This window comes from Azospirillum baldaniorum, from assembly GCF_003119195.2.
GTDB classification, from domain to species: domain Bacteria; phylum Pseudomonadota; class Alphaproteobacteria; order Azospirillales; family Azospirillaceae; genus Azospirillum; species Azospirillum baldaniorum.
Window position 1 is genome coordinate 746,307 of record NZ_CP022255.1, and the last position, 19,200, is coordinate 765,506.

A 19,200-nucleotide genomic window follows, 5' to 3' on the forward strand; every position below is an offset into this window, starting at 1 on the left:
GCTCAGTAGGAGATGCGGACGCAGGGCACCTCGCCCTTCGCGATCGCCTCGACCGCGGTGCGGGCGGCGCCCTCTGACAGCCCGGCGGCGACGAGTGCGTTCATCGCGGCGCGGTTGATGGACCCGCGGTGCGCCCGATCCTCCTCGCGGCGGCGCTGCGCCTCCTCCTCGGCCTTGCGCTCGTCCTCGACCCTCTGGCGCTCACGGCGCGCGGCCTCCTCCTCCCGCTGCCGGGCGCGCTCTTCGGCGGCCTTGCGGTCTTCCTCCGCCCGGCGCTCGGCCTCGATGCGGTCGCGTTCCGCTCGCTCCTCCGCCTCCTTGGCGCGGCGCTCGGCGTCCAGCCGGTCCCGCTCCGCCTGGGCAGCGCGTTCCTCGGCCTCGGCCTTCTCGCGCTCGACGCGGGCCTGCTCGGCAGCGGCGCGCTCACGTTCGGCCTGGGCCTCCCGTTCGATCCGCTCACGCTCTGCCGTGGCGGCACGTTCGGCCTCTTCCCGCTCCTGGCGGGCCTTCTCCTCCGCGTCGCGCCGGGCCTGCTCAGCAGCGCGGTCGGCGGCTTCCTGCTTCTCGCGCTCGATCCGCTCGGCCTCCTCGCGGGCGGCGCGCTCCGCAGCTTCCTGGCGCAAGCGTTCCAGTTCGGCGCGCTCGGCGTCACGCTGCTGACTCTCCAGCAGGGCGGAGCGCAAGCGGATCACGGCGGCCTCCTTCGCCTCGGCCGCTCGCTTGGCGAACTCCTGGAACCCGTCGGTCGGCGTGGCCTCGACCATAGCCAGCGTCTTTGCAATCTCCTCGGTGGTGCCGGGAGCCGCGATAGAGAACGCCGCGATCCCAGCCTCGTGCTGCTCGACGCGCTTCTCCTCCGCCGCCTCGAACTCGTCCAGCGGGCGCCGCACGTCGTCGCGCAGCTTGTCCAACCGGTCACGCACCACGCGCCGGTCGGCGTCGATCAGTGCCGCCTTCGCCTTGATGTCGGCGACCAGATCCTTGCCCATATCGTCCAGGGCGGTCTTGCTGCGCGCCACCTTGTAGGCCAGCGAGGCGATTTCCTTCCGACCCTTCGGCGCGCTGACGTCCAGCGTGGCCGCCGTGGCGCGGGCTTCGGCCTCCAGCTTGGTCAAGATTTCGTCCACGCCGCCTGGGGCGAAAACCTTGGTCGGCACGAGCGCCGTCACGTTCACGACGGCGATTTCGGTCTTGGCTGCTTCGAGAGTTTCGGACATGGCGATTCCTCATTGTCCGCGGCGGCGGCCGGCGGAGCGGCGTTGGTCAGAGCCGGGTGGCCGGCTGGAAATTCAGGCGCTCCAGGTGGGCGATCGCGCTTTCGAGGGCGGCGCGTTCCGCCCGCTCCATCTCGGCGACGATCTGCTGGACCTCGGCGGCGGTGTAGGCGAGCGGCTGGCCGGACGCGGCGGCGGCCTTGGCGTCGAGCTGGAGCCGGGAAAGGCCGATGGCGAGGAGCGTCATGTCCTGGCCTCCGCTTCCCGGCGGCTGAGGTAGCTGCGCAGCTCGTCCCAGCCGGTCACGTTGTCCGGGTCCTTGTCCTTCATCGTGCCGCGGACGTCGCCTTGCAGGTCTTCCAGCGCATCGCGTACAGTCCCCACGCTCAGTTTCATGCTGGGGAACTGCCGGCACTTGTCCCCGACCGCATCGCTCAGCGCGAAGTCGAAAGTCCGGACCGCGCGAAGCAGCTTCGCCAACGTCTCGGCCTCTTCCAGGTCGAGCTTGGACATGTGGGCCATCGTCAGTTCCTCCGGCTGGCGGCGCGGGGCACCAGCATGGACACTCGCGAGTCCATTTCCCGCAGCGCGTCGCCGATGTCGTTGGTGATCGCGATGGGCGCCGACCCCTGAAAGACGGTGATGTCGCGCGCCGTCACTTCGATCGACAGGAAGCTGCCCGGCACCCGGCGCGTGTGGGTGTCGCGGTGGCGCAGGATGCCCTGCACGGCTTGGAAGGCGCGGGATAGGGAACAGATCGGCATGGCCGGCGCAGCGGCGACGCGCAACAGAGGATTGCTCTCGGCCCGACGGTGGATTTCTGCGTCGAAGATCGCGCGGGCCATCAGCAGGTCGGCGTCGTCCAGGGCGTTGAAGAAGGCTGCGGTGCGGCTGTCCGGCGCGTCGGAGGGGGTGATGGGGAGGGCGGCGTAAGCGGTCAGGACGGGCATGGCGTGCTCCTTGCTCCTGTGGTGTCGGCTGGCGGCAACGGGCGTCGATGCGCCCGCTTCCGGCAGCCGGCGGGCGCCTGGATGCACCCGCCGACCGGTTCGCCCGCCGTAACGACCTGCCAGGGTTGGACGGCGGGGAAGGGGATTTCTCAGGTGCCCAGCGGAAGGGCGGCGGGCGCAATTGCCGATGGCGCCCAATACTTCCGGGTCTCCGGAGCCCGAATGCCCCTGCTGCGCAGCATCGCGGAGGCCACATCCTTCTCGATGGCGGTCGGCTCTTGCGGCAGCGACCAGTTGCGGATGCCGGCGATCAGGTCCGAGACGGCCATGGCGGTCTCGGCGTCGTCCGCCAACCCGATCAGCGCGCCGGTCGGAAGGTGCGTGAGGCGCCAGCCGTCGTGGTCGCGGTGGACCGCAAACGGGCCGCGGGCCTTGCCGCTGGTCACCGGCTGCGGGCCGCGGTCGGTCGCGATCCAGTAGGGGTAGGAGAGCCAGGATTCGCGCGGGGCGGTGGAGTTCAGCATGGCAGGATTCCCAGGAGGGCCATGAAGGCGGCGACGGAGACAGCCGTGGAGGTCCAGACGGCGACCCGGAAGAGAAAGAGGCCCGTCGCGCGCAGGTCGGCGAGCGTGTTCGCCACGGGATCGGCTTCGGAGGGGAGGGGGCGCATCAGGCGGCCTCCGGCTTGCCGAAGGCGCCGCAGAAGCCGTAGGTCTGCGTCAGGATCGCGGCCCCGCCGTCCTCGCTGCCTTCGTCGTCGCGGACGCGGACCCACCGCCACGCCATGCACCCGGAGGCGATGCAGTTGCAGTTCTCGACCCCGTAGTGTTCGGAGCCGGCCCGATTGGCCGTGGCGCACATGCCGCCGTCGCGGTTCGTCACGCCCGTTTGGCGAGCATGCGGGCACCACTTCGTGCGGGCCTGTTCTTCGGTCATCAGCATTGGGTGTCTCCCTTGGTCTCGGCTATCGCCCCGGTCCCGACGTGTCAGGGCCATTGCGAGAGCCGGCGGCGTGTGTGCCGCTGGCTGAGGGTCAGAAGTACGGGGTGAGAGCGACACCCATCCGGATCGCCGGGCCTGGGTGCTTGGCGGCCAGCCAATCAGCGGCTTCCGGCCCACCTTCCGCGATGTCATCGGCGAGGATCACGCCCTCGTCCCAATTCATGCGTGACGCCCGGTGAAGGTGTCTGGCCGCCCGCTCGCAGTCGCAGTGGGCGCGAAACACGCCGAAGTCTCCTTCCCAGATTTGGGCAATGGACCGGTACCGTTCGCCGGCCTCGATAGTGACCCCGCAGTGATCGCAGACGTGCTGCTTCTTGGCCTTCACGATGCGGTCGCTGAGAAGCTGGTCGTGCATCGCTGCCTCCTGTCGTGTGTCTGGTATGTCTGAGTGTCGGGTAGCCGGTGGCTTGTCGTGCCAGCCACCGGTAGAGGTCAGGCGGCTTCCTTGAGCTTTTCCAGGTGGCTCGACACTTCGTCCGGTTCGGCCATTCGCCACACCTGCACGCCGAACCCGCGAGCCAGACGGCGGAACTTCTCGGCGGTGGCGACGTGGAGCTTGCTCTTACCAAACTTCCGGCTGTCCGGCGTGACCCACTGGCGGGTGAAGAACACGCGCGTCGGGAAGCGGCCCGGCTTGTGGACGCTGACGACGGTCAGGATCATTTCGCCCATCGCGTCCGCCACCTCTTCAGCGTCGGGCGCCTCGAACGCCGGGACGTAGACAGCGCGCAGGCCGGGCTTCCATGTCAGCGACGTTCCGATGCCGTCCTCATCCATGGAGCGGTGGATGTCGCGGACGAAGGGGTAAGCGACGCTGAACACCGCACCCTCGGAAAGCTCTGCGCGCTCAGTCTGGCTCACGGCTATCTCCTATCGTGTTGTCTGTGTCTTCCCGGATATGATCCGGGAGGGAGGGGGTCAGGCGGCCATGGACAGCAGGTCTCTGGCGACCGCGACCGGATCGAAATCGACAAGGGCCTTCTCTTCGCCTCCCCACCGTGAGCAGATCCCCAGAGCCTCGCGGGCCTTCAGGTCGGCAATCTCCCGGTCCATGTCGCCGCCTGTCGCAAAGCGGTCGGCGCAGGCGTCAATCCAGTCGTCCTTGGTCATCACGCGCCCTCCGTGCCGGTGGCGATGGCGGGATGAGCGGGGAGCGGCTTGAAATGGCAGTTCGCGAGCCGCTCCACGTACGGCCAGCATCCCGGCTTCTGGAAGCACGCGAACAGTCCGCATGGCGTGTAGCCGATCACCATGCGTTCTCCGTACGAGCGCTCGGTGTCGCTGATGTCGCTGTTTGCCCCGGCGACCAGAACCATGGACCCAACGGGCGGATACCCATCAGGGGCCGCGGGCGCCGCCGTCACGCCCAGAAGCGCGTCGATCTGCTCCGGCGTCTCGGTGACGTAGATCGTTTCATCCAGCATGTTGACCACGCTTGCGGCCGGCGGAATGCGGTCCTGCTCGATTGCCGACCGGTATGTCGTGATGCAGGCCGGATTGAAGCGGATTTTCATTTTGTTCCCGGCGCTGGTCAGCGTGATGAAATGCGGCTTGCTGGTCATGGTGTCTTCCCCCGTGTGTCCTGCGCCCCTCTCCGAAGAGTTCCCGCGGCAGCCGACGCGCAGCGCCGCGGGAGAGTTTCGGATGGGAGGAAACGCAACCAAGAGCGCCATCCCTATTCGGGCTGGCTCCGTCACCTGTTCGGGCTGCCGGGTGGCTGTCTGAGCGGGTGGCGTGGAGACATACAAGCATTCTTGTAGGGAGGCGTCAACAAGAAAACTTGTGAGGATAAAATTTCTATCCTCGTCATACTCGCCGCGGTGGCGCTTGAAGACGGGCGCTCGCCCCGGTATGCCTCACCGAGAACGCCGCCACGTCACCGCTTTCACCAGGAGCGCCCCATGCCCCGCAGCCTCAGCGTGCTTTATTTCGCTTGTCACGAAACCTTAGAGTTTGATGATCTCAGGATGCTCACCAAGGCCGGACACAAAGTATTCAGTATAGGGTCGTTCGGCGACAAGAGCTGGAAGGACCAATCATTCCGTGGGGCAGGAGACGAACTGGAAAAAGCTTTCCACCAGAAGGAGCTTTTCGAGCAGTTCGAAAAGACGGGATGTTCCATCCGAGCGCGGAGCGTTACGGCGGAGTTCTGCAAGAACTTCGATGTCGTGATCGTCAATCACCATCCGATCTGGTTCACTTCGAACCGCGATGCGTTCGGCGATCTGCCGGTGGTCATGCGCACCATCGGCCAGTCCACCCAGGAGGTTGAGGAGGAGTACCGAGCGTTCCAGGACCGCGTGAAGATCGTCCGTTATTCCCAGACCGAGGCCGAGCGCCCCGGCTGGGCGAAGACTGACGCAGTGATCTACTTCGGCAAGTACCCCGGTGATTATCAGGCGTGGCGCGGCGGATCTGGCGGCCTGTCGTTCCACAATGCCTTCGCGCCGCGGAACGCCATTTCCTATCCGGACGTCGGCGGGTGGCAGCGGTTCAATGAGCGGGTCCAGAGCCGGCTGTTCGGAGCTTGGAACGAGGGCATCCCGAACTCAAGCGGCTTGGCGCCTCACGGTGACATGGCGCGGCTGCTGCAGGAGGCGTCCTACTACTTCTACATCTACACGCGCCCGCCGTCTTACACGCTGTCGGTTCTGGAGGCGATGATGGCCGGCACTCCGATCCTGGCCCCGTCCGACAAGTTCATACTGGACCAAGGGTGCCCGGTGGACGACGGCTGGGACCCGTCTCGTTACGAGGTGCCAGCCTTTCTGGACGATGGCGGCGGCGCTCTCTACGACACGATCGCCGACGCTGCGGATCTGGCCCGGGAAATCCAGGAAGACAGCGAAAAAGCGGCGGCGGTGTCGGCCGCCGCGCGCGCTAACGCGGTCATGCGCTTCGACGCCGAGAAAATCGGCGCGCAGTGGAACGAATTCCTTCTCTCGATCTGCTGATGGGCATCTCGGCGGAGGGGCGGCAAGCGGAGGCGCCTTCGGGCGCCCTTCGCGTTTCCTAGTCGCGCGCTGCTGCGCCGGTCTATCACTCCGCCGCGACGGCTACCTCACAGCAAGGGGCCTCCGACCTCGGCGTGGCCGCCCTGAAATACTCCATCACGTAGACCCGTACGGCGCTGGAAAAGCTGTCGATGTCCTGGGCATCCAGTTGACTGGCGAGGCGGGTGCACAGCTTGCTCACCGTCAGGCCTTCCCTCCGTGCGATCTCCGCCAGGGCATCCCAGAAGGCCGCCTCCAGCCGCATACTGGTGCGCTTTCCGGCGACACAGACGTTCTTGAGCATTTTCGAAGACATGGCTTCCCCGCCGCGTGTCTGGTTGCATCCATATGTGTGCACCGTCACGGAGCCGAAAAACATGTGATGGATCTCACATGAAAAGCGCGCCTTCATGCCGGGGGCGGCAAGGTCACAACGGAATTGCCGTCAGCCCGCAATCGCCCTGGCCGATCTGGCGTGCCCGCGTCTCGAAGTCTGCGCGCTCCTCGTCCTCGGGCTCCCTGACGACAAGGGCGTCCCGGCGCTCTGCGTGAGGGCTCCCCAGCAGCATGGCAGCAGCAACGGCGCGCGCCCGGCCCGCGTCCCGGGCCGAGACGGCCGCCCGACGCCGGGAGTCCTCCACGATGAAAAGGCGGCGAGGCTGCTGAACGGGCATGGCGAACTCCACAGTCTGTTCGCATTATGTTCCCGTTGGGCGGCGTCGGTGTCAAGCGCTCCTGTCCGTCGATATGCCACATCTAGCGCAACGCATGCGGCATCCTGCCGCACGCAAACCACATACGCCTGCAACCTTATGGAAACACAGAGGGTGGGGAGCGCTTCGCATATTCTTGTATGTTGCCAGTTCAGGACGGTTACGTGATTGAAATGAAAAAACTCTACCAAAGAGAGATCGTGAGTCTGTAGAGTTCAGTCCCGCCTTTGCCCAAAGGCGGAAGAGGTCGGAAAGGGTGGCTAGACCCAAACCGACCCCTCAGAGTCCCACCTCACCGGGTATTGCTGCGGCGCATAAGCGCTGTTGGCCTCAACTCACCGTCCGCGCCCTACCGGCGGGCATCGGTGACTGTTGCACGGGAGGAGACGCTTTGGGAACCCTTAATTACATACGGGAATATGTGCGTCGCAAGCCCTCACCGGGGTAGGCATACCCCTTTATGCAAATGGGCTGAAATTCCTATCGATGGGACTGCCGTCATCAGTTATGGACTGACTCGCGTCCTTATGGCACACTGTGTTCACTTTTCGTTCGGGAGGAAGCGTAATGGCCGGCGCTGAAGATCGGTTGGAGAGAGGAGAGCGCGAGAGCGGGGATGCCCGGCTTATGCGGATCTGGGGCCGTCTCAGCGAGCAGCAAAAGGGTCAAGCCCTGGAAGCGCTTGAGCAACTCACTTTGCCGGAGGGAACATCCGCTCCAGCATGTCGGCAACCGCATGCTTCTGCTCATCGCCCAGGCGGGCCTTTATAGCTTCGAGCCGCTGGTCAGCGCTTGACGTGATGCGGGCCGGCGGCGGCGGCTCCGGCTCCCCTTCGCCGCTTTCGAGCCACAGGACGGATACGCCCAATGCTGCCGCAATCCTCACGATGTGCTTGGTGCCCTGGTTCTCGCCGTTCTCTATCTGCCCGATGAGCTGCTGGGTAACGCCAACTTCTTTCGCAAGCTTGGCCTGCGAAAGCTTGCGCTCCGTCCGAATTTTGAGAACACGTTCACCGATCGACATGGGGCGGAGCCTACCAGCAACCTTGTGAGCATTCCCGACAAGACTTCTTGTTGACATGCCCACAAGAATGCTTGTATCGTCGGCGTCATGAAGCACGAAGCCACCCCCCTTGAGCATGCAGTCGGCCTCGCTGGAGGGCAGGCGGCGCTTGCTCGAAAACTCCGTGAGGCGCGCGGCCTGAACGTTCAGCAGGGTCATGTCTGGTACTGGCTGAACAAGTCCGGGAAACTGCCGCCGCAATACGCGGCGGATGTGGAAGCCGTTACAGGCGTGTCGAAGAACGATCTCCGCCCCGACGTCTTCGGGAGGGATGCGTGATGGAGACGCCGTGTGTCTATTTCATCCAGGTCCAGGAGCCTGACGGGATGGCTGGGCCGATCAAAATCGGATGCTCGGTTAACCCGAGCAGTCGCATCTCGGCGCTTTTCGGTTGGTGCCCTTACCCCCTGTCCATCATCGCCACAGCGCCGGGGTGCCGGGTCGCGGAAGGGTTCCTTCATAAGCGATTTGCGCAGCATCGTATTCATGGCGAATGGTTTCGTCCTGAGGAGTCGCTTGTGGCGTTTGCTCGCGGCCTGGGGATCGGGGGCACGCTTCCTGAGGACATACCGAACACGGTTGGATCGCAATCCGGCGCCGCGAATCCAAGCCACTCCATCCTGACTGCAGCCCTGAGGCGAGCCGGGATGTCGGTGCGGGATCTTGCCGCGGGCATGGGGGTTCCGGAGCCGACGGTAATCCATTGGGCCCACCGCCTCCCCGAGCACCGGGCCGTACAGGTTGCCGAGCATCTGACCTCCATCGGCATCCCGACGTCTCCGCTCGACTTGTTCGAGCGCTTTCCCAAAGCCAACGCATAGGAGCCGCAGCCATGGCTGACCACGCCTGCCTGCTCGCCGCTTCGCGCCAAGACCCGATGGGCGGGCAAAGCTCCGCCCATTCTACCATGGCCCCAGCCTACCGGCCCGTCCGTGAGCGTGTCATTCGCGCATGCGGTCGGACTCCCTCCCCCTGGCGGAGTGGCCGTTACCACTTCGGCGCGACGGCTCGCATCGCCGCAACGACCGGCCTCATGCTGGGGAGTCTCTTCCTTCTCACGTCGGCCCTGACCCGCTTCGTTTGGGCCGCGCTCGGGCTCTGAGCCCAACCCGCCGCGCTCCAACCGGAGCGCGAACGCAAGAACGCCGGCCCAGGATTGCACCCCGCGGGCCGGCGTCCAGACTGAAAGGCAGAAACCATGCAGATCAGTGCCAATCAGCAAGCCGGAGAATGCCATGGGATGGCGCCCCCGGTCCAGCCCGCCGAAGGTTCCGCGGCCCTGACGGGCCTCGTCGCCCAAGTCGCGCGGCTGGTCGCGTGCGGCCATCCCGACAAGGAGATCGCGACCACGCTGAAGGTCCCCAACCAGTCCGTGAAGAATGCCGTACGGGCGGCCAAGCGAGTTCTCGGCGTTCAGGGCAGGGCACAGTTCGCGACCGTTTTGAAGATCCGCAGCGCCGATGCCCAGGCCTTCCCTCTCTCGCCGCGCCATGAGTCGGTGCTGGCCCTGTTTTCCGACGGCAAGAGGAACAAGGAAATCGGCCGAGCGCTCAGCATCTCTGCCGAGACCGTTCGCTCGCACATGTCCGAGATATTCCGCCGGACCGGCTCGAAGAACCGCGTCCAGGCCGCGGTCTGGTGGCGCTCCCGCGCGACCCAGGCCGGTGCCGCCACCTCCCCGCAGATGGAGGCGTGACATGGGTCCGTCACTCACCCACAGCGCTCCGCAGGCCGCCCAGGTCTCCGGGTGCCTGCCCGGAGAACACGCGGGCCTCAATGGCGCCAGCGGCGGCGCGCAGAAACGCTGCCCTGGCCGGCGTGACCGCCTCGACCTCGGCGGCGCGGATGCGGATCAGCGTCGCCAGGATCAGGGCGTCGACGGGGTTTTGGATCGGATCGTTCGTGTTCATGGCGTCTATGCTGCACACGCACACGTTGACCGGTCCACCGGAAAGCCCCGACAGATCATGTCGTTACGCCGACAGAAGATGTCGGAGGAGCAGGACGAGGCCGCTCGGAAAATGTCGAGCGACCTGAAGCGCTACTTCGTGACCAAACACGGAGGAGCCTGCGTCGCGGCGAAGGTCGGCGCCGACTATGGCGTGTCCACGCGCACCGCCGAGCGCTGGATCAGCGACCTTCCACCCGCCCGGACCCTGGCCGTCATGCGCGAGAGGGAAGGCGAGCGGTTCCGTCGCGTGCTGGCTGGTGCTGACGTCGGTGTCCTGCGCTTCCGCCGGCCGCGCGGCTCCGACGTGCAGGGGGTGGCGTGATGGCTCTCAGCAAAGCCCGCCGCGAACAAAGCGCAGCCCTGCAGGCCATGATTGCCCCGCTCCATGCGCAGGGCCTGACGAGCGCCGAGATCGGGAAGCGGATCGGGACATCCTCCAGGACCGTCGGCAATCACCTTGCCCTCATGGGCCTGAAGGGAAACGGATCCGCGCTCCGCATCCCCAAGACGCTTCGCCGATCCCTGGCCGTCGTTCAGCCCCGGCAGGAGGAAGACGACGCGCCACCCGGCCCGGAGTGGATCATGTCTCGAGCGGAGATCGTCGCCAAGGAGCAGGCCAAGAAACACCTGATCCGCGCCATGGGCGACCGTCCGACCGAGGCCCAGACGCGCCAGCTTTTCGAAGTCTCCCATCGCCTCGACCTGGACCGACGCGCCCGCTCCGCCCTGCGGAGGATTTCGCAATGACCCGTTGCGCCGTGATCGAAATGCCCGCCCCGCCGAGCGCCAACAACCTGTTCAAGAACGTGCGTGGCGGTCGCGTGCCGACCCCCGCTTACGACGCTTGGAAGCAGGCTGCCGTCTGGAAGGTCAAGGCACAGCGTCACGAACCTATCCACGGCCCGGTGACTATCCTGGTCGAGCACGGCAAGCGCGCCGGGCGCGTCGACACCGACAATCTGTTCAAGGCCCCGCTCGACCTCCTGGTGAAGCTGGGCCTCATCGAAGACGACAACGCCAACATCGTGGCCGAGCTGACCGGGCGCCCCAACGTGCCGGGCCTGACGGGCTGCCGTGTCACGATCACGCAGAAGGAAACCCCGTGATGACCATCACCGCGAAGAGGCCCAGGGCGGCCCGCGAGACCAACTCGACGCCCGTCGCCCGCCTGACCATCGATTCCCCCGTCCTGCTGCGCGCCGTAAAGGCGGTCTCGCTCGTCGTGGCCCGCAGCAACACCATCCCGATCCTGTCCAACGTCGCGATCAAAGCCGACCCCGCCGGCACCGTGCGCCTCTGGGCGACCGATCAAGACATCGCGATCCTGCGCACGACCCCCGCCGACGTGCCGGCGGCGTTCGGAACCACCGTCGGAGCCAAGACGCTCGCCGCAGTGCTTGACGCCATCTCGCCCGGACCGGTGACGCTGGAGCCGAACGGCGCGGCCATGCGGGTCGCCATCACCGCCGAGGATGTGACAGGCGAGGTGTTCGCGCTCCCCATCGAGGACATGCCCGACGCTCCGGCCGTCCAGACCGACAAGCCGTTCCAGATGCCGGCCGGCGACCTGCTTCGGCTGTTCGAGTCCGTCAAGCACTGCATCAGCACCGAGGAAACCCGCTACTACCTGAACGGCATCTTCCTGCGGCGCCACGGTGGCACTCTGCGCGCCGTCGCCACCGACGGCCACCGGATGGGCATCGCCAGCATCGCGTCGCCCGTGGACGGCGATCACAAGGACCTGGACTCCGGGGTCATCATCCCGCGATCGGCGGTCGGCATGGTCCTGCGGCTGCTGGCCGTCCTGCCGGAAGCGGCGCCGGTCACGCTGACCATTCCGAACGGGCCGGACAAAGCCGCGCGCATGGCCTTCTCCTGGGAGCACGGCGGCGAGACGACGGAGATCGTCACCCGGCTCGTGGACGGCACCTATCCCGACTACGAGCGTGTCATCCCGAAGGACACGACGAAGGCCTTCACGGTCTACCGGGCCATGCTGCGCCGGGCGCTGAAGACGGTCGGGCCGGCGCTGACCTGCGACAGCAAGGGCGTGAAGCTCACGCTGAACAAGGCGTCCCTGCAGGTCTCCGCCTCCTCCCCGCAGTTGGGCAGCCTGTCCACCCGCGTCACGGTCGCCAGCACCGACGTCGGCGAGATCGGCTTCAACGCCCGCTACGTGGCCGAGATGCTGGACGCCTTCGACGGCGAAGCGGTGACGTTCCGCTTCGAAGACGGCGCCATGCCCTGTGTGGTGGAGCCGGCGGACGATGGGCGCCCGAGCGAGCAGCAGGACCGCGTATCGCTGCGCCAAGTCCTCATGCCGATGCGCGTTTGAAGGAGGCCGACATGAGCAAGATCGGCCACAACAAGCCGCCGTCCGACGCGAGCGACGTCGGCGGCGGAAAGCTCGGTCGGGGAAAATGGCTCCGCGTGCGGAAGCCGCTGTCGCAGCGCTTCGCCGAGAAGGTCTCCGTCAATCCGATCACCGGGTGCCATGACTGGACCGGCTGCATCAGCAGTGGATACGGCCAGATCAGCAGCGAGGATTCGAAGCCGGTTCTGGCGCATCGAGTGGCCTACGAAATGGCCTATGGGCCGATCCCGGAAGGCCTGCACATCGATCATCTCTGCCGCAATCGACGCTGCGTCAACCCCGAGCATTTGGAAGCTGTGACCGTCCTGGAAAACACCTTGCGCGGCGCGCTTGGGATCGTAACCCGAGCAAAGGCGTCACTCCAAACCCACTGCAAGCGCGGACACCCATTCTCTCCGGAGAATACCGGCATCGACCATCGCGGGCATCGATTTTGTCGCGCCTGCCAGTCCGATGCCATCCGCCGCCATCAGAAACAAAACCACGCGCACCGCATGGAAATGCAACGCACCCGGCGCGCTGAACAGAGGGCCGCACGATGAGTGATGTCGGTGGAATAGCTGCTGATCGCCTGAAATCCTTCGTCTTCCGCATCGAGAAGCTGGAAGAAGAAAAGAAGGGGCTAACCGACGATATTCGCGAAGTCTACGCAGAAAGCAAAAGCGCGGGGTTTGACAATAAAATTCTTCGCCAAATCATTCGTCTTCGCAAGATGGATAAGGCGGACCTGCAAGAGCAAGACGCGATACTTGAGTTGTATCGCGAAGCGCTCGGGATGACGTCATGAGCGCCGCCGCCCACTGGCTTTCCCTCCGCCGCGCGCTGGTGCATGCCCGCGCCGCGAAGGGGCTCCATCAGGAAGCCGTCGCCAAGGATCTGCGCTGCACCCGGCAAGCGCTGTCCGCCTGGGAGAAGGGCGTCAATTTCCCGCCCGCCGACAAGCTGTTCGCCTGGGCCGCGCTCGTCGGCGTCCGCATCACCCACGAACACCTCTCGCAAAGCGCAATGGACGATTGCGCGAAGGAGGCCGCATGAGCAAGGCACGCCTCGCGTCCGACCTGGAGCACGCCGTCCTTCTCGGCGTCGCCCAGCACAAGATGTACCGGGAGATCGCCGAGTCCCACGGGGTCACGAAAGAGGAGGTTCGGGCTTGCGCCGCCAAGCTGGCCGCGCGCCTCGGCTGCTCGACCAAGCTCGACCTGATGGAGCGGGCGCAGGCTCTCGGCTATGGCGGGCGCTTCACTGAGCCTGCGGCCGGAGAGCGGTCGCGGCCGGCATTCACGGGGATGCCCGCGCATCAATCCCAGGTACTCGAAGCCCTCGTGAAAAACGCGGAGGCCAATGGGGCCGTCCCGATGACCTACCGGGAGCTGACGGAGGCTTCGGGCCTTTCGGACCCCCGCACCACCTCCGATGCGGTCCATGGGCTTGCTCGGCGTGGCTTGGTCAAGCGGCAGCCGCACTGTCCGCGCTCGCTCCACCTCGTGGTCGCCAAGCTCAACCCTCTGCGCTCCGTGGCGGTGCCAGCATGACCCCCGCCATGCTCTCCCTGCTCCGCGCTACGCCGGGCCAACGCGACGTGCAGGGCGCCCGCCTGCCCAGCATCGCCGAGCGCGCCGGCCTCGACCTGCCCGAGGCCAAGGCCGTCATGCAGGCGCTTACCGGCGGCGGCTTCGTCAATCAGCAGCGCGTGCCGCGCGACTTCCTCTATTTCCGCACGCCCGAGGGCGACGCGGCTGCGGCGGGAGGGGTGTGATGAAGCCCCTCTTCTGCGACTGGTGGCGCACCCAGCGTGAGCTTAGCGCCACCTACGCCGCCTACTACGCAATCGGTCGGGCGGTCATCGCCGGTACCTGTCCCCGATCTGCCGCACTGGAGGCACTGAATGGTTGAGCGCGTCGAGATTGGCGATGCCGTGCTGTATTGCGGGGATTGCCGGGAAATCCTGCCGACGCTGAGCGGGGTTGATGCGGTTGTCACCGACCCGCCGTACGGCATTTTGAACCTTGAAGGCGAGGGGTCAACGCCTGCCGTAAGGAAGTCGCCGCGCCAGCAGGGCTCCGGAAAGCTGAAGGGGCGGCTGCTGAACACCTCTGACGTGAAATGGGACATCGCCCCATCAGACGAGGTGTTCGACCTGATCCGCCGGGTGTCGCGAGACCAGATCATTTGGGGGGGGAATTACTTCAACCTCCCGCCCGCTCGCGCCGTTCTGGTATGGGACAAGGAGCAGCCGTGGGAGAATTTCTCTCAGGTTGAGGTGGCGTGGTCATCGCTCAACAGGCCGGCGGCAATCTTTCGTGAGAGCGCAACGCGCGGCACGCCAAACAAACAGCACCCGACGCAAAAGCCCCTTTCGCTAATGCTGTGGTGCCTTGGCCTTCTGCCGTCCGTGGGCTCGGTGATCGACCCGTACATGGGTTCCGGAACCACTGGCGTTGCGTGCGCCAAGCGTGGCGTGTCGTTCGTCGGCATCGAGCGAGATGCCCGCTACTTCGGCATCGCCTGCCGCCGCATCGAAGAAGCCTACAAGCAAGCTGACCTCTTCGTCCCTGCGCCTGCGGCTAAGCCCGTCCAGACGGCCCTCTTCTGCGGGGAGACCGCCCCATGACCCCCGCCACCGCATCGGCCATGGCCGAGAACGCGCGCCTGATGCGCGAGCACGGCGACGATCTGCCCAAGCGGCCGGACCTCTGGAAGCGCTACCAGACCAACCGGGCGACGATCCAGCGGGCCGAGCAGGAGCAGGCCAGGAAGAAGGGGGTGCGGCGATGACGACTCCCTCCTGGCCATTCGGCGACCTGCAGCGCGGGGCATACGGCGTCATCCTTGCCGACCCGCCCTGGAAGTTCCGAACGTGGTCGGCGAAGGGCGACGGGAAGCCCTGTCCCTATCCGACCATGAGCATCGGCGAAATCGCCGCGCTCCCCGTCGCCGATCTGGCCGCTCGCGACTGCCTGCTGGTGATGTGGACGACAGCGCCTTTCCTGGCCCTCTCGCTGGATGTGCTGCGGGCCTGGGGCTTCCGGTACAGCACGGCGGGGAGCTGGGCGAAGCTGGACGGCGAGGGACAGCCGGCCAAGGGTACCGGCTACTACTGGCGCTCCAGCTCCGAACCGTGGCTCGTCGGCGTCAAGGGTCAGCCCGGCCGTGTCCGAGGGGTGGCTATCCCGAACAGCATCATCGCCGAGCGCCGGGAGCACTCCCGCAAGCCCGACCGGCTGCACGCCGATCTGGAGCGCATGTATCCGGCGGCACGCAAGTGCGAGCTGTTCGCCAGGGCGGCGCGCGAGGGCTGGGACGCCTGGGGGAATGAGGTCGGGAAGTTCGCCGCCGCCCCGGCCCCGACCTTGCCGCTCGTCGCCGCGGAGTGACCGGCCATGCCCACAACCTCTCTCCAGGGACACGCCATGAGCGCCACCATCCGCACCATGCTTCGCGGCGACGTGCCAGCGGTCATCGAGATCCTGCGCGACTGCCACCGCCAGCCCGGCGGCGCGATCCCCCAGCGCTACGCGACCGACCTGCGGGACGTGCTGTTCGATAGCCTGGCCGGCATCACCCTGCACGTGCCCCAGGTGATCGTCGCCACCGTCGGCGAGGAAGCCCGCGTCGTCGGCGCCATCGCCTTCCGCCGGTCCTTCATCTCCGCTGCCGGCTGGGACATCGCCTATTGGGGCGTCGCCCCGCAGTTCCAGGCCGCAGGAATCGGCGGGCGCCTGCTCGACGCGGCGCTGCGTCACGTCCAGAACCGGGCCGAGCCAGATCACTTCGTCATGGCCCGCACCGGCCGCCCGGACGTCTTCGAGCGGCGGGGGTTCCAGGCCGTCACCGCGGCGCCGAACGCCCTCATGCTGGCGTGGGTTCGGGACCTGCGGGCGGCTGGGCTGGCGCAGGCGGCGGAGTAGGGGGCATGGCCTACCAACGCGACGCGGCGCACGACATCGCCCTGGAACACTGCCTGTGGGCGAAGTTCCAAGGCCTGTCGCCGCGCACCGTGATCCGCTCTGTCGGCGCCCCGGTCCTGACCCGCGAGGCCCCGCAGTGGGGCGACGCGCTCAGCAGCGTCCGGGCCGCGCTGTTCCTGATGCGGCATGAAGAGAGGGCCATTTGATCCATGGGCAAAGTCCGGCGCGTCGACCTGTCCCCCGACGAATGGCTTGTGGGCGCGGCAACGCTGCGGCCGGACGAGCGCGGCTGCTACATCACCGTCTGCTGTCTGATCTACAGCTACGGCGGCCCGATCGACGACGATGATCGGGACCTCGCGAAGCTGTGCAACACGACGATTGAGAAGTGGCGCCGCATCCGCGCATCGCTGCTCGCGCGCCGCAAACTGTTCCTCAGAGACGGGAAGCTGAGCAACCGTCGGTGCGAAACTGAAATTGCTCGCGCCGCCTCCCGGCCGCCTCTGGAAGAGTGGCGGCAAATCCGGGCGGTCGTCTTCGAGCGTGACAACTACACCTGCCGGTACTGCGGGAAGAGGGGCGGACCGCTTGAGTGCGACCACGTTATCCCCGCCTCCGTTGGCGGGGCGGCGACCGAAGAGAACCTCGTCACAGCGTGCCGTCCCTGCAATCGAGCAAAGGGCGCCAGGACACCGGAACAATGGGGGGTGGCATGAGCAAGGCGCCTTCTATGCCGGTGTTCACCGATGCTCTGCTCGGGGACACCACGCACCTCTCTACGGAGGAGTTCGGCGCCTATTGCCTCATCCTGTTCGTGACGTGGCGCAACAACGCGGACCCCTTCCCGGATGATCCGGTGCGGATGGCGCGCATCTGCCGCGTTTCGGTCAAGCGGTGGACGGAGCGTCTGCGGCCGATCCTTGCCAGTTTTTTCGACCTGTCGGAAGGGACGTGGCGGCAGCATCGGCTCGAAAAAGAGTGGCGGTATGTGCAAAAAGTGTCGGCCGTTCGCAGCAAGTCCGGGAAGCTCGGCGCTGAGGCTAAGTCGCTGAAAAACAACAATACCGCTCAAGCAAATGCATCAGCGGAGCTTAAGCAAAACGCAAGCACCCACACCCACACCCATACAGTACTTACCTCAATAGCTGACGCTATTGAGGACTCCCTCAAATCGGCCCCCCTGGGCCATGACCCGAGTGCGGATGAGGCGAGCCTGCGGACTGGTGATCCGCAGACGACGGACGGGCAGGTCGACGACGACTCCCGGTCCATCCCGGAGCCACAGAGCCAAGACCCGAATGCATCGTTCGGCGAGTGGTGGCAGCACGTCCCGCACAAGGTGAGCAAGGGGCACGCCGAGAAGGCCTATCGGTCGGCGGTCAAGGGCGGGGCGACCCCTGCCGACCTGCTGACCGGAATCCAGCGGTACGCCCGGCAGGTCGCCGGGAACGACCCCCGGTACATCAAGCATCCATCCACGTGGCTGAACGGCAAGTGCTGGCTCGACGAGCCGCCCCCGCCCGCCATGCAATCGCCGAAAGGATTCGATCATGACCAACGTGACCAGTCTCGTGTCAGCGCTGCCCGCCAGCGCCCCGACAGCCTGTTCGCCGGCATCTTGGAGCGAGACCTTGCGGGCCGCGCTTGAGCCCCCGGAGGAGGGTGTCTTGATCGACGGCGTGTACGTGCTCCGGCCCGGCGCCTGGAAGCCGCCCGCGATCGTGGCGCCCGATGTGCGGCGCGAAGCAGCCGATGCCTTGGCCGCGCTCCGCTCCGGAACCGCCCCGGTGTCGCACGACGACGCCAAGCGGTGGGTTGCCCATCTCGCCAACCGGTGCAACGGCAGCCAGCTCCCGCCGGAAACCAAGCTGATGGGCGCCGTCTCCGACATCCTGAACAACGGCTACCCGTCAGCCCTGTTCACCGACCCGGCCGTTTTCGACCGCGTGGCCCGCAAGTTCCGGTTCTGGCCGGGCTGGGCGGAGCTGTCCGAAGCGCTCGACGCCGAGCGGACGCGGCTGCGCGATGCATGGGGGCGGCTGTCCGTGCTCGCGAAGGGCGGGGCGCCAGCGCCGCAGCGTCGACGGCCGCAGCCGGAGGATGACCGGGACGCCGGCCCGCGCGTCATGAGCGAGACCACGGAAAAGCTGATGGCGGATTTCTGGGCGCGGAACGGCGGGAAGCCGGCGCAGCGGAACATGGGCGCGCCGGCCGTGATGAACCGCGGGGAGGGGTGAGGGATGAAAGCGCTGAAGCTGATTGGCCGGTGGCTTGGCCCCGAGAGCCCGTTGGGGCCGGCTGTGTCTGGTGTGGTGGTTTCGTTCCTACTTTTCCTCGCTGCCGTTCCGGCCATTCGGTTCGGCCTGTGGTGGCTTTCCGTGTGGGGGCTGTGACGATGGATGACCCGACGCCGCACCAGATCAGCAAATATCAGAAACGGAAGCTGAAGAAGCTCGCCAAGAAAAAGAAGGATGCCGACGCTGCAGCGAAGCTGGCCGTTGGATATATCCGCACGGAAAGCGAAAGCTCGCCCCCGAATTATGCCGAACAAGAGGCCGGAATACGAAAATTCTGTGCCGATAACGACGTCAGCCTCGTCAAAATCTTTTCGGACGTGTGCGACGGGAGGGGCAACCCTTCCCAGCGGCCGGGGTACTCGCGGATGCGGGAGGCTCTGGTGAGCAACGCCGCCGGAAATGTCGTCGTGCTGAGGGCTGATCGGATTTCGGAGCGGATGCCCTGGGCCATGGCGTCGGCCGCCATGCTGCGGGATGAGGGCGGCGCCTTCGTGCGCTCCATCGAGCACGGGATCGTCACGAAATCCATCGAAACGGACATGGAGTTCGGCTTCGCCGCGAGCGCTTCGACATGGGCGCCCAAAGGCGAAATCGAAAATGTTGAATGAATTCGTCGAAGCGCGCCGCGCCGTTCAATTGCCGCGGAGCCGTGGAAAGGCGCTTTTGGACTTCGGGGGATAAAATGCGTCACGATTACTTGAAAGAAGCGCGGGGAGTATTGCGCGTAAAGGGCCG

38 protein-coding genes are annotated in these 19,200 nt (G+C 66.2%); 23 read left to right on the top strand and 15 right to left on the bottom strand.

Annotated features, from left to right (window positions below; translation table 11 throughout):
• Positions 1–2: 2 nt before the first annotated feature.
• From Sp245p_RS25665 to Sp245p_RS25710, 11 genes are all read right to left on the bottom strand, one after another.
• Positions 3–1,217 (bottom strand): coiled-coil domain-containing protein, encoded by a 1,215-nt coding sequence (locus Sp245p_RS25665; RefSeq protein ID WP_014199454.1) that lies wholly within the window; start codon positions 1,215–1,217, stop codon positions 3–5.
• Between the two features lie 46 nt (positions 1,218–1,263).
• Complete coding sequence (locus Sp245p_RS25670) at positions 1,264–1,461, bottom strand: hypothetical protein (RefSeq protein WP_014199453.1); 198 nt, start codon at positions 1,459–1,461, stop codon at positions 1,264–1,266.
• Positions 1,458–1,727, bottom strand: coding sequence for a hypothetical protein (locus Sp245p_RS25675; protein ID WP_144019381.1), 270 nt, complete (start codon positions 1,725–1,727; stop codon positions 1,458–1,460). The genes Sp245p_RS25670 and Sp245p_RS25675 overlap by 4 nt, the downstream gene beginning before the upstream one ends.
• Positions 1,728–1,738: 11 nt before the next feature.
• Positions 1,739–2,164, bottom strand: a complete 426-nt coding sequence (locus tag Sp245p_RS25680; RefSeq protein ID WP_014199451.1) for a hypothetical protein — start codon at positions 2,162–2,164, stop codon at positions 1,739–1,741.
• A 149-nt stretch (positions 2,165–2,313) separates the two neighbouring features.
• Positions 2,314–2,688 (bottom strand): hypothetical protein, encoded by a 375-nt coding sequence (locus tag Sp245p_RS25685; protein WP_014199450.1) that lies wholly within the window; start codon positions 2,686–2,688, stop codon positions 2,314–2,316.
• Positions 2,682–2,834: a hypothetical protein gene (locus Sp245p_RS35130; RefSeq protein ID WP_014199449.1), complete on the bottom strand. Its 153-nt coding sequence runs from the start codon at positions 2,832–2,834 to the stop codon at positions 2,682–2,684. Before Sp245p_RS35130 ends, Sp245p_RS25685 begins: the two co-directional genes overlap by 7 nt.
• Positions 2,834–3,106, bottom strand: coding sequence for a hypothetical protein (locus Sp245p_RS25690; protein WP_014199448.1), 273 nt, complete (start codon positions 3,104–3,106; stop codon positions 2,834–2,836). Before Sp245p_RS25690 ends, Sp245p_RS35130 begins: the two co-directional genes overlap by 1 nt.
• Before the next feature lie 91 nt (positions 3,107–3,197).
• Positions 3,198–3,521, bottom strand: coding sequence for a hypothetical protein (locus Sp245p_RS25695; RefSeq protein WP_014199447.1), 324 nt, complete (start codon positions 3,519–3,521; stop codon positions 3,198–3,200).
• A 77-nt stretch (positions 3,522–3,598) separates the two neighbouring features.
• A complete protein-coding gene (locus Sp245p_RS35420) occupies positions 3,599–4,027 on the bottom strand; it encodes a hypothetical protein (protein WP_014199446.1) in 429 nt (142 codons plus the stop codon).
• 57 nt (positions 4,028–4,084) lie between these two features.
• On the bottom strand, positions 4,085–4,276 hold the full coding sequence (locus Sp245p_RS25705; protein ID WP_014199445.1) for a hypothetical protein: 192 nt from the start codon (positions 4,274–4,276) through the stop codon (positions 4,085–4,087).
• Positions 4,276–4,728, bottom strand: a complete 453-nt coding sequence (locus tag Sp245p_RS25710; RefSeq protein WP_014199444.1) for a hypothetical protein — start codon at positions 4,726–4,728, stop codon at positions 4,276–4,278. Before Sp245p_RS25710 ends, Sp245p_RS25705 begins: the two co-directional genes overlap by 1 nt.
• 339 nt (positions 4,729–5,067) lie before the next feature.
• Here Sp245p_RS25710 and Sp245p_RS25715 point away from each other — a divergent pair, with 339 nt between their 5' ends.
• Positions 5,068–6,120, top strand: coding sequence for a glycosyltransferase family protein (locus Sp245p_RS25715; protein ID WP_014199443.1), 1,053 nt, complete (start codon positions 5,068–5,070; stop codon positions 6,118–6,120).
• Between the two features lie 85 nt (positions 6,121–6,205).
• Here Sp245p_RS25715 and Sp245p_RS25720 read toward each other — a convergent pair whose 3' ends face one another.
• The 3 genes from Sp245p_RS25720 to Sp245p_RS35955 form a co-directional block, all read right to left on the bottom strand.
• Positions 6,206–6,463, bottom strand: coding sequence for a ribbon-helix-helix domain-containing protein (locus tag Sp245p_RS25720; RefSeq protein ID WP_082188296.1), 258 nt, complete (start codon positions 6,461–6,463; stop codon positions 6,206–6,208).
• Between the two features lie 124 nt (positions 6,464–6,587).
• Positions 6,588–6,833 (bottom strand): hypothetical protein, encoded by a 246-nt coding sequence (locus tag Sp245p_RS25725; RefSeq protein ID WP_244439534.1) that lies wholly within the window; start codon positions 6,831–6,833, stop codon positions 6,588–6,590.
• Between the two features lie 730 nt (positions 6,834–7,563).
• A complete protein-coding gene (locus Sp245p_RS35955; RefSeq protein WP_052584518.1) occupies positions 7,564–8,094 on the bottom strand; it encodes a helix-turn-helix domain-containing protein in 531 nt (176 codons plus the stop codon).
• Here Sp245p_RS35955 and Sp245p_RS25735 point away from each other — a divergent pair.
• The 3 genes from Sp245p_RS25735 (at position 7,984) to Sp245p_RS25745 (ending at position 9,631) form a co-directional block, all read left to right on the top strand.
• Positions 7,984–8,214, top strand: a complete 231-nt coding sequence (locus Sp245p_RS25735) for a transcriptional regulator (RefSeq protein ID WP_014199439.1) — start codon at positions 7,984–7,986, stop codon at positions 8,212–8,214. The two genes, Sp245p_RS35955 and Sp245p_RS25735, sit on opposite strands and share 111 nt — an antisense overlap.
• Positions 8,214–8,756 carry a GIY-YIG nuclease family protein gene (locus Sp245p_RS25740; RefSeq protein ID WP_041813906.1) on the top strand — a complete coding sequence of 181 codons (543 nt, stop codon included), beginning with the start codon at positions 8,214–8,216 and terminating at the stop codon, positions 8,754–8,756. Before Sp245p_RS25735 ends, Sp245p_RS25740 begins: the two co-directional genes overlap by 1 nt.
• A gap of 377 nt (positions 8,757–9,133) precedes the next feature.
• Positions 9,134–9,631 carry a helix-turn-helix transcriptional regulator gene (locus Sp245p_RS25745; protein WP_014199436.1) on the top strand — a complete coding sequence of 166 codons (498 nt, stop codon included), beginning with the start codon at positions 9,134–9,136 and terminating at the stop codon, positions 9,629–9,631.
• Positions 9,632–9,641: 10 nt separating this feature from the next.
• Here Sp245p_RS25745 and Sp245p_RS25750 read toward each other — a convergent pair whose 3' ends face one another.
• Positions 9,642–9,845, bottom strand: a complete 204-nt coding sequence (locus tag Sp245p_RS25750; RefSeq protein WP_014199435.1) for a hypothetical protein — start codon at positions 9,843–9,845, stop codon at positions 9,642–9,644.
• Between the two features lie 57 nt (positions 9,846–9,902).
• Between Sp245p_RS25750 and Sp245p_RS35140 the strand changes: the two genes are divergently transcribed.
• From Sp245p_RS35140 to Sp245p_RS25825, 19 genes are all read left to right on the top strand, one after another.
• On the top strand, positions 9,903–10,208 hold the full coding sequence (locus Sp245p_RS35140) for a hypothetical protein (RefSeq protein ID WP_158310459.1): 306 nt from the start codon (positions 9,903–9,905) through the stop codon (positions 10,206–10,208).
• Positions 10,208–10,633 (top strand): hypothetical protein, encoded by a 426-nt coding sequence (locus tag Sp245p_RS35145; RefSeq protein WP_014199433.1) that lies wholly within the window; start codon positions 10,208–10,210, stop codon positions 10,631–10,633. Before Sp245p_RS35140 ends, Sp245p_RS35145 begins: the two co-directional genes overlap by 1 nt.
• The gene (locus Sp245p_RS35150) at positions 10,630–10,992 is read left to right on the top strand and encodes a RusA family crossover junction endodeoxyribonuclease (protein ID WP_014199432.1); all 363 of its coding nucleotides are present in this window, start codon (positions 10,630–10,632) and stop codon (positions 10,990–10,992) included. Before Sp245p_RS35145 ends, Sp245p_RS35150 begins: the two co-directional genes overlap by 4 nt.
• Positions 10,992–12,221: a DNA polymerase III subunit beta gene (dnaN, locus tag Sp245p_RS25760; protein ID WP_014199431.1), complete on the top strand. Its 1,230-nt coding sequence runs from the start codon at positions 10,992–10,994 to the stop codon at positions 12,219–12,221. Before Sp245p_RS35150 ends, dnaN begins: the two co-directional genes overlap by 1 nt.
• Positions 12,222–12,232: 11 nt before the next feature.
• Positions 12,233–12,802, top strand: coding sequence for an HNH endonuclease signature motif containing protein (locus Sp245p_RS25765; RefSeq protein ID WP_014199429.1), 570 nt, complete (start codon positions 12,233–12,235; stop codon positions 12,800–12,802).
• On the top strand, positions 12,799–13,047 hold the full coding sequence (locus Sp245p_RS25770; protein WP_014199428.1) for a DUF2312 domain-containing protein: 249 nt from the start codon (positions 12,799–12,801) through the stop codon (positions 13,045–13,047). Before Sp245p_RS25765 ends, Sp245p_RS25770 begins: the two co-directional genes overlap by 4 nt.
• Positions 13,044–13,295, top strand: a complete 252-nt coding sequence (locus tag Sp245p_RS25775; RefSeq protein ID WP_014199427.1) for a helix-turn-helix transcriptional regulator — start codon at positions 13,044–13,046, stop codon at positions 13,293–13,295. The genes Sp245p_RS25770 and Sp245p_RS25775 overlap by 4 nt, the downstream gene beginning before the upstream one ends.
• Complete coding sequence (locus Sp245p_RS25780; protein WP_014199426.1) at positions 13,292–13,792, top strand: LexA family protein; 501 nt, start codon at positions 13,292–13,294, stop codon at positions 13,790–13,792. Before Sp245p_RS25775 ends, Sp245p_RS25780 begins: the two co-directional genes overlap by 4 nt.
• Positions 13,789–14,016 carry a hypothetical protein gene (locus tag Sp245p_RS25785; protein ID WP_014199425.1) on the top strand — a complete coding sequence of 76 codons (228 nt, stop codon included), beginning with the start codon at positions 13,789–13,791 and terminating at the stop codon, positions 14,014–14,016. The genes Sp245p_RS25780 and Sp245p_RS25785 overlap by 4 nt, the downstream gene beginning before the upstream one ends.
• A 129-nt stretch (positions 14,017–14,145) precedes the next feature.
• Positions 14,146–14,871, top strand: a complete 726-nt coding sequence (locus tag Sp245p_RS25790; RefSeq protein ID WP_014199423.1) for a DNA methyltransferase — start codon at positions 14,146–14,148, stop codon at positions 14,869–14,871.
• Positions 14,868–15,035, top strand: a complete 168-nt coding sequence (locus Sp245p_RS35155; RefSeq protein ID WP_014199422.1) for a hypothetical protein — start codon at positions 14,868–14,870, stop codon at positions 15,033–15,035. Before Sp245p_RS25790 ends, Sp245p_RS35155 begins: the two co-directional genes overlap by 4 nt.
• On the top strand, positions 15,032–15,634 hold the full coding sequence (locus Sp245p_RS25795) for an MT-A70 family methyltransferase (protein ID WP_014199421.1): 603 nt from the start codon (positions 15,032–15,034) through the stop codon (positions 15,632–15,634). The genes Sp245p_RS35155 and Sp245p_RS25795 overlap by 4 nt, the downstream gene beginning before the upstream one ends.
• Before the next feature lie 6 nt (positions 15,635–15,640).
• On the top strand, positions 15,641–16,168 hold the full coding sequence (locus tag Sp245p_RS25800) for a GNAT family N-acetyltransferase (protein ID WP_109139014.1): 528 nt from the start codon (positions 15,641–15,643) through the stop codon (positions 16,166–16,168).
• A 5-nt stretch (positions 16,169–16,173) separates the two neighbouring features.
• Positions 16,174–16,374: a hypothetical protein gene (locus Sp245p_RS25805; RefSeq protein WP_014199419.1), complete on the top strand. Its 201-nt coding sequence runs from the start codon at positions 16,174–16,176 to the stop codon at positions 16,372–16,374.
• A gap of 3 nt (positions 16,375–16,377) precedes the next feature.
• Positions 16,378–16,884, top strand: a complete 507-nt coding sequence (locus Sp245p_RS25810) for a YdaU family protein (RefSeq protein WP_014199418.1) — start codon at positions 16,378–16,380, stop codon at positions 16,882–16,884.
• The gene (locus Sp245p_RS25815) at positions 16,881–17,816 is read left to right on the top strand and encodes a YdaU family protein (protein WP_158310458.1); all 936 of its coding nucleotides are present in this window, start codon (positions 16,881–16,883) and stop codon (positions 17,814–17,816) included. The genes Sp245p_RS25810 and Sp245p_RS25815 overlap by 4 nt, the downstream gene beginning before the upstream one ends.
• A 19-nt stretch (positions 17,817–17,835) precedes the next feature.
• Positions 17,836–18,405, top strand: coding sequence for a hypothetical protein (locus Sp245p_RS25820; protein ID WP_129557233.1), 570 nt, complete (start codon positions 17,836–17,838; stop codon positions 18,403–18,405).
• A 3-nt stretch (positions 18,406–18,408) separates the two neighbouring features.
• Positions 18,409–18,561: a hypothetical protein gene (locus Sp245p_RS35160; protein WP_014199415.1), complete on the top strand. Its 153-nt coding sequence runs from the start codon at positions 18,409–18,411 to the stop codon at positions 18,559–18,561.
• 2 nt (positions 18,562–18,563) lie between these two features.
• Positions 18,564–19,073: a recombinase family protein gene (locus Sp245p_RS25825; protein WP_014199414.1), complete on the top strand. Its 510-nt coding sequence runs from the start codon at positions 18,564–18,566 to the stop codon at positions 19,071–19,073.
• Positions 19,074–19,200: the final 127 nt, after the last annotated feature.

Bases quoted from the DNA above. Each gene is read 5' to 3' on its own strand.
- Sp245p_RS25665 (WP_014199454.1), bottom strand. From the start codon at position 1,217: ATGTCCGAAACTCTCGAAGCAGCCAAGACCGAAATCGCCGTCGTGAAC.
- Sp245p_RS25670 (WP_014199453.1), bottom strand. From the start codon at position 1,461: ATGACGCTCCTCGCCATCGGCCTTTCCCGGCTCCAGCTCGACGCCAAG.
- Sp245p_RS25675 (WP_144019381.1), bottom strand. From the start codon at position 1,727: ATGTCCAAGCTCGACCTGGAAGAGGCCGAGACGTTGGCGAAGCTGCTT.
- Sp245p_RS25680 (WP_014199451.1), bottom strand. From the start codon at position 2,164: ATGCCCGTCCTGACCGCTTACGCCGCCCTCCCCATCACCCCCTCCGAC.
- Sp245p_RS25685 (WP_014199450.1), bottom strand. From the start codon at position 2,688: ATGCTGAACTCCACCGCCCCGCGCGAATCCTGGCTCTCCTACCCCTAC.
- Sp245p_RS35130 (WP_014199449.1), bottom strand. From the start codon at position 2,834: ATGCGCCCCCTCCCCTCCGAAGCCGATCCCGTGGCGAACACGCTCGCC.
- Sp245p_RS25690 (WP_014199448.1), bottom strand. From the start codon at position 3,106: ATGCTGATGACCGAAGAACAGGCCCGCACGAAGTGGTGCCCGCATGCT.
- Sp245p_RS25695 (WP_014199447.1), bottom strand. From the start codon at position 3,521: ATGCACGACCAGCTTCTCAGCGACCGCATCGTGAAGGCCAAGAAGCAG.
- Sp245p_RS25705 (WP_014199445.1), bottom strand. From the start codon at position 4,276: ATGACCAAGGACGACTGGATTGACGCCTGCGCCGACCGCTTTGCGACA.
- Sp245p_RS25710 (WP_014199444.1), bottom strand. From the start codon at position 4,728: ATGACCAGCAAGCCGCATTTCATCACGCTGACCAGCGCCGGGAACAAA.
- Sp245p_RS25715 (WP_014199443.1), top strand. From the start codon at position 5,068: ATGCCCCGCAGCCTCAGCGTGCTTTATTTCGCTTGTCACGAAACCTTA.
- Sp245p_RS25720 (WP_082188296.1), bottom strand. From the start codon at position 6,463: ATGCTCAAGAACGTCTGTGTCGCCGGAAAGCGCACCAGTATGCGGCTG.
- Sp245p_RS25725 (WP_244439534.1), bottom strand. From the start codon at position 6,833: ATGCCCGTTCAGCAGCCTCGCCGCCTTTTCATCGTGGAGGACTCCCGG.
- Sp245p_RS25735 (WP_014199439.1), top strand. From the start codon at position 7,984: ATGAAGCACGAAGCCACCCCCCTTGAGCATGCAGTCGGCCTCGCTGGA.
- Sp245p_RS35955 (WP_052584518.1), bottom strand. From the start codon at position 8,094: ATGACCCTGCTGAACGTTCAGGCCGCGCGCCTCACGGAGTTTTCGAGC.
- Sp245p_RS25740 (WP_041813906.1), top strand. From the start codon at position 8,214: ATGGAGACGCCGTGTGTCTATTTCATCCAGGTCCAGGAGCCTGACGGG.
- Sp245p_RS25745 (WP_014199436.1), top strand. From the start codon at position 9,134: ATGCAGATCAGTGCCAATCAGCAAGCCGGAGAATGCCATGGGATGGCG.
- Sp245p_RS25750 (WP_014199435.1), bottom strand. From the start codon at position 9,845: ATGAACACGAACGATCCGATCCAAAACCCCGTCGACGCCCTGATCCTG.
- Sp245p_RS35140 (WP_158310459.1), top strand. From the start codon at position 9,903: ATGTCGTTACGCCGACAGAAGATGTCGGAGGAGCAGGACGAGGCCGCT.
- Sp245p_RS35145 (WP_014199433.1), top strand. From the start codon at position 10,208: ATGGCTCTCAGCAAAGCCCGCCGCGAACAAAGCGCAGCCCTGCAGGCC.
- Sp245p_RS35150 (WP_014199432.1), top strand. From the start codon at position 10,630: ATGACCCGTTGCGCCGTGATCGAAATGCCCGCCCCGCCGAGCGCCAAC.
- dnaN (WP_014199431.1), top strand. From the start codon at position 10,992: ATGACCATCACCGCGAAGAGGCCCAGGGCGGCCCGCGAGACCAACTCG.
- Sp245p_RS25765 (WP_014199429.1), top strand. From the start codon at position 12,233: ATGAGCAAGATCGGCCACAACAAGCCGCCGTCCGACGCGAGCGACGTC.
- Sp245p_RS25770 (WP_014199428.1), top strand. From the start codon at position 12,799: ATGAGTGATGTCGGTGGAATAGCTGCTGATCGCCTGAAATCCTTCGTC.
- Sp245p_RS25775 (WP_014199427.1), top strand. From the start codon at position 13,044: ATGAGCGCCGCCGCCCACTGGCTTTCCCTCCGCCGCGCGCTGGTGCAT.
- Sp245p_RS25780 (WP_014199426.1), top strand. From the start codon at position 13,292: ATGAGCAAGGCACGCCTCGCGTCCGACCTGGAGCACGCCGTCCTTCTC.
- Sp245p_RS25785 (WP_014199425.1), top strand. From the start codon at position 13,789: ATGACCCCCGCCATGCTCTCCCTGCTCCGCGCTACGCCGGGCCAACGC.
- Sp245p_RS25790 (WP_014199423.1), top strand. From the start codon at position 14,146: ATGGTTGAGCGCGTCGAGATTGGCGATGCCGTGCTGTATTGCGGGGAT.
- Sp245p_RS35155 (WP_014199422.1), top strand. From the start codon at position 14,868: ATGACCCCCGCCACCGCATCGGCCATGGCCGAGAACGCGCGCCTGATG.
- Sp245p_RS25795 (WP_014199421.1), top strand. From the start codon at position 15,032: ATGACGACTCCCTCCTGGCCATTCGGCGACCTGCAGCGCGGGGCATAC.
- Sp245p_RS25800 (WP_109139014.1), top strand. From the start codon at position 15,641: ATGCCCACAACCTCTCTCCAGGGACACGCCATGAGCGCCACCATCCGC.
- Sp245p_RS25805 (WP_014199419.1), top strand. From the start codon at position 16,174: ATGGCCTACCAACGCGACGCGGCGCACGACATCGCCCTGGAACACTGC.
- Sp245p_RS25810 (WP_014199418.1), top strand. From the start codon at position 16,378: ATGGGCAAAGTCCGGCGCGTCGACCTGTCCCCCGACGAATGGCTTGTG.
- Sp245p_RS25815 (WP_158310458.1), top strand. From the start codon at position 16,881: ATGAGCAAGGCGCCTTCTATGCCGGTGTTCACCGATGCTCTGCTCGGG.
- Sp245p_RS35160 (WP_014199415.1), top strand. From the start codon at position 18,409: ATGAAAGCGCTGAAGCTGATTGGCCGGTGGCTTGGCCCCGAGAGCCCG.
- Sp245p_RS25825 (WP_014199414.1), top strand. From the start codon at position 18,564: ATGGATGACCCGACGCCGCACCAGATCAGCAAATATCAGAAACGGAAG.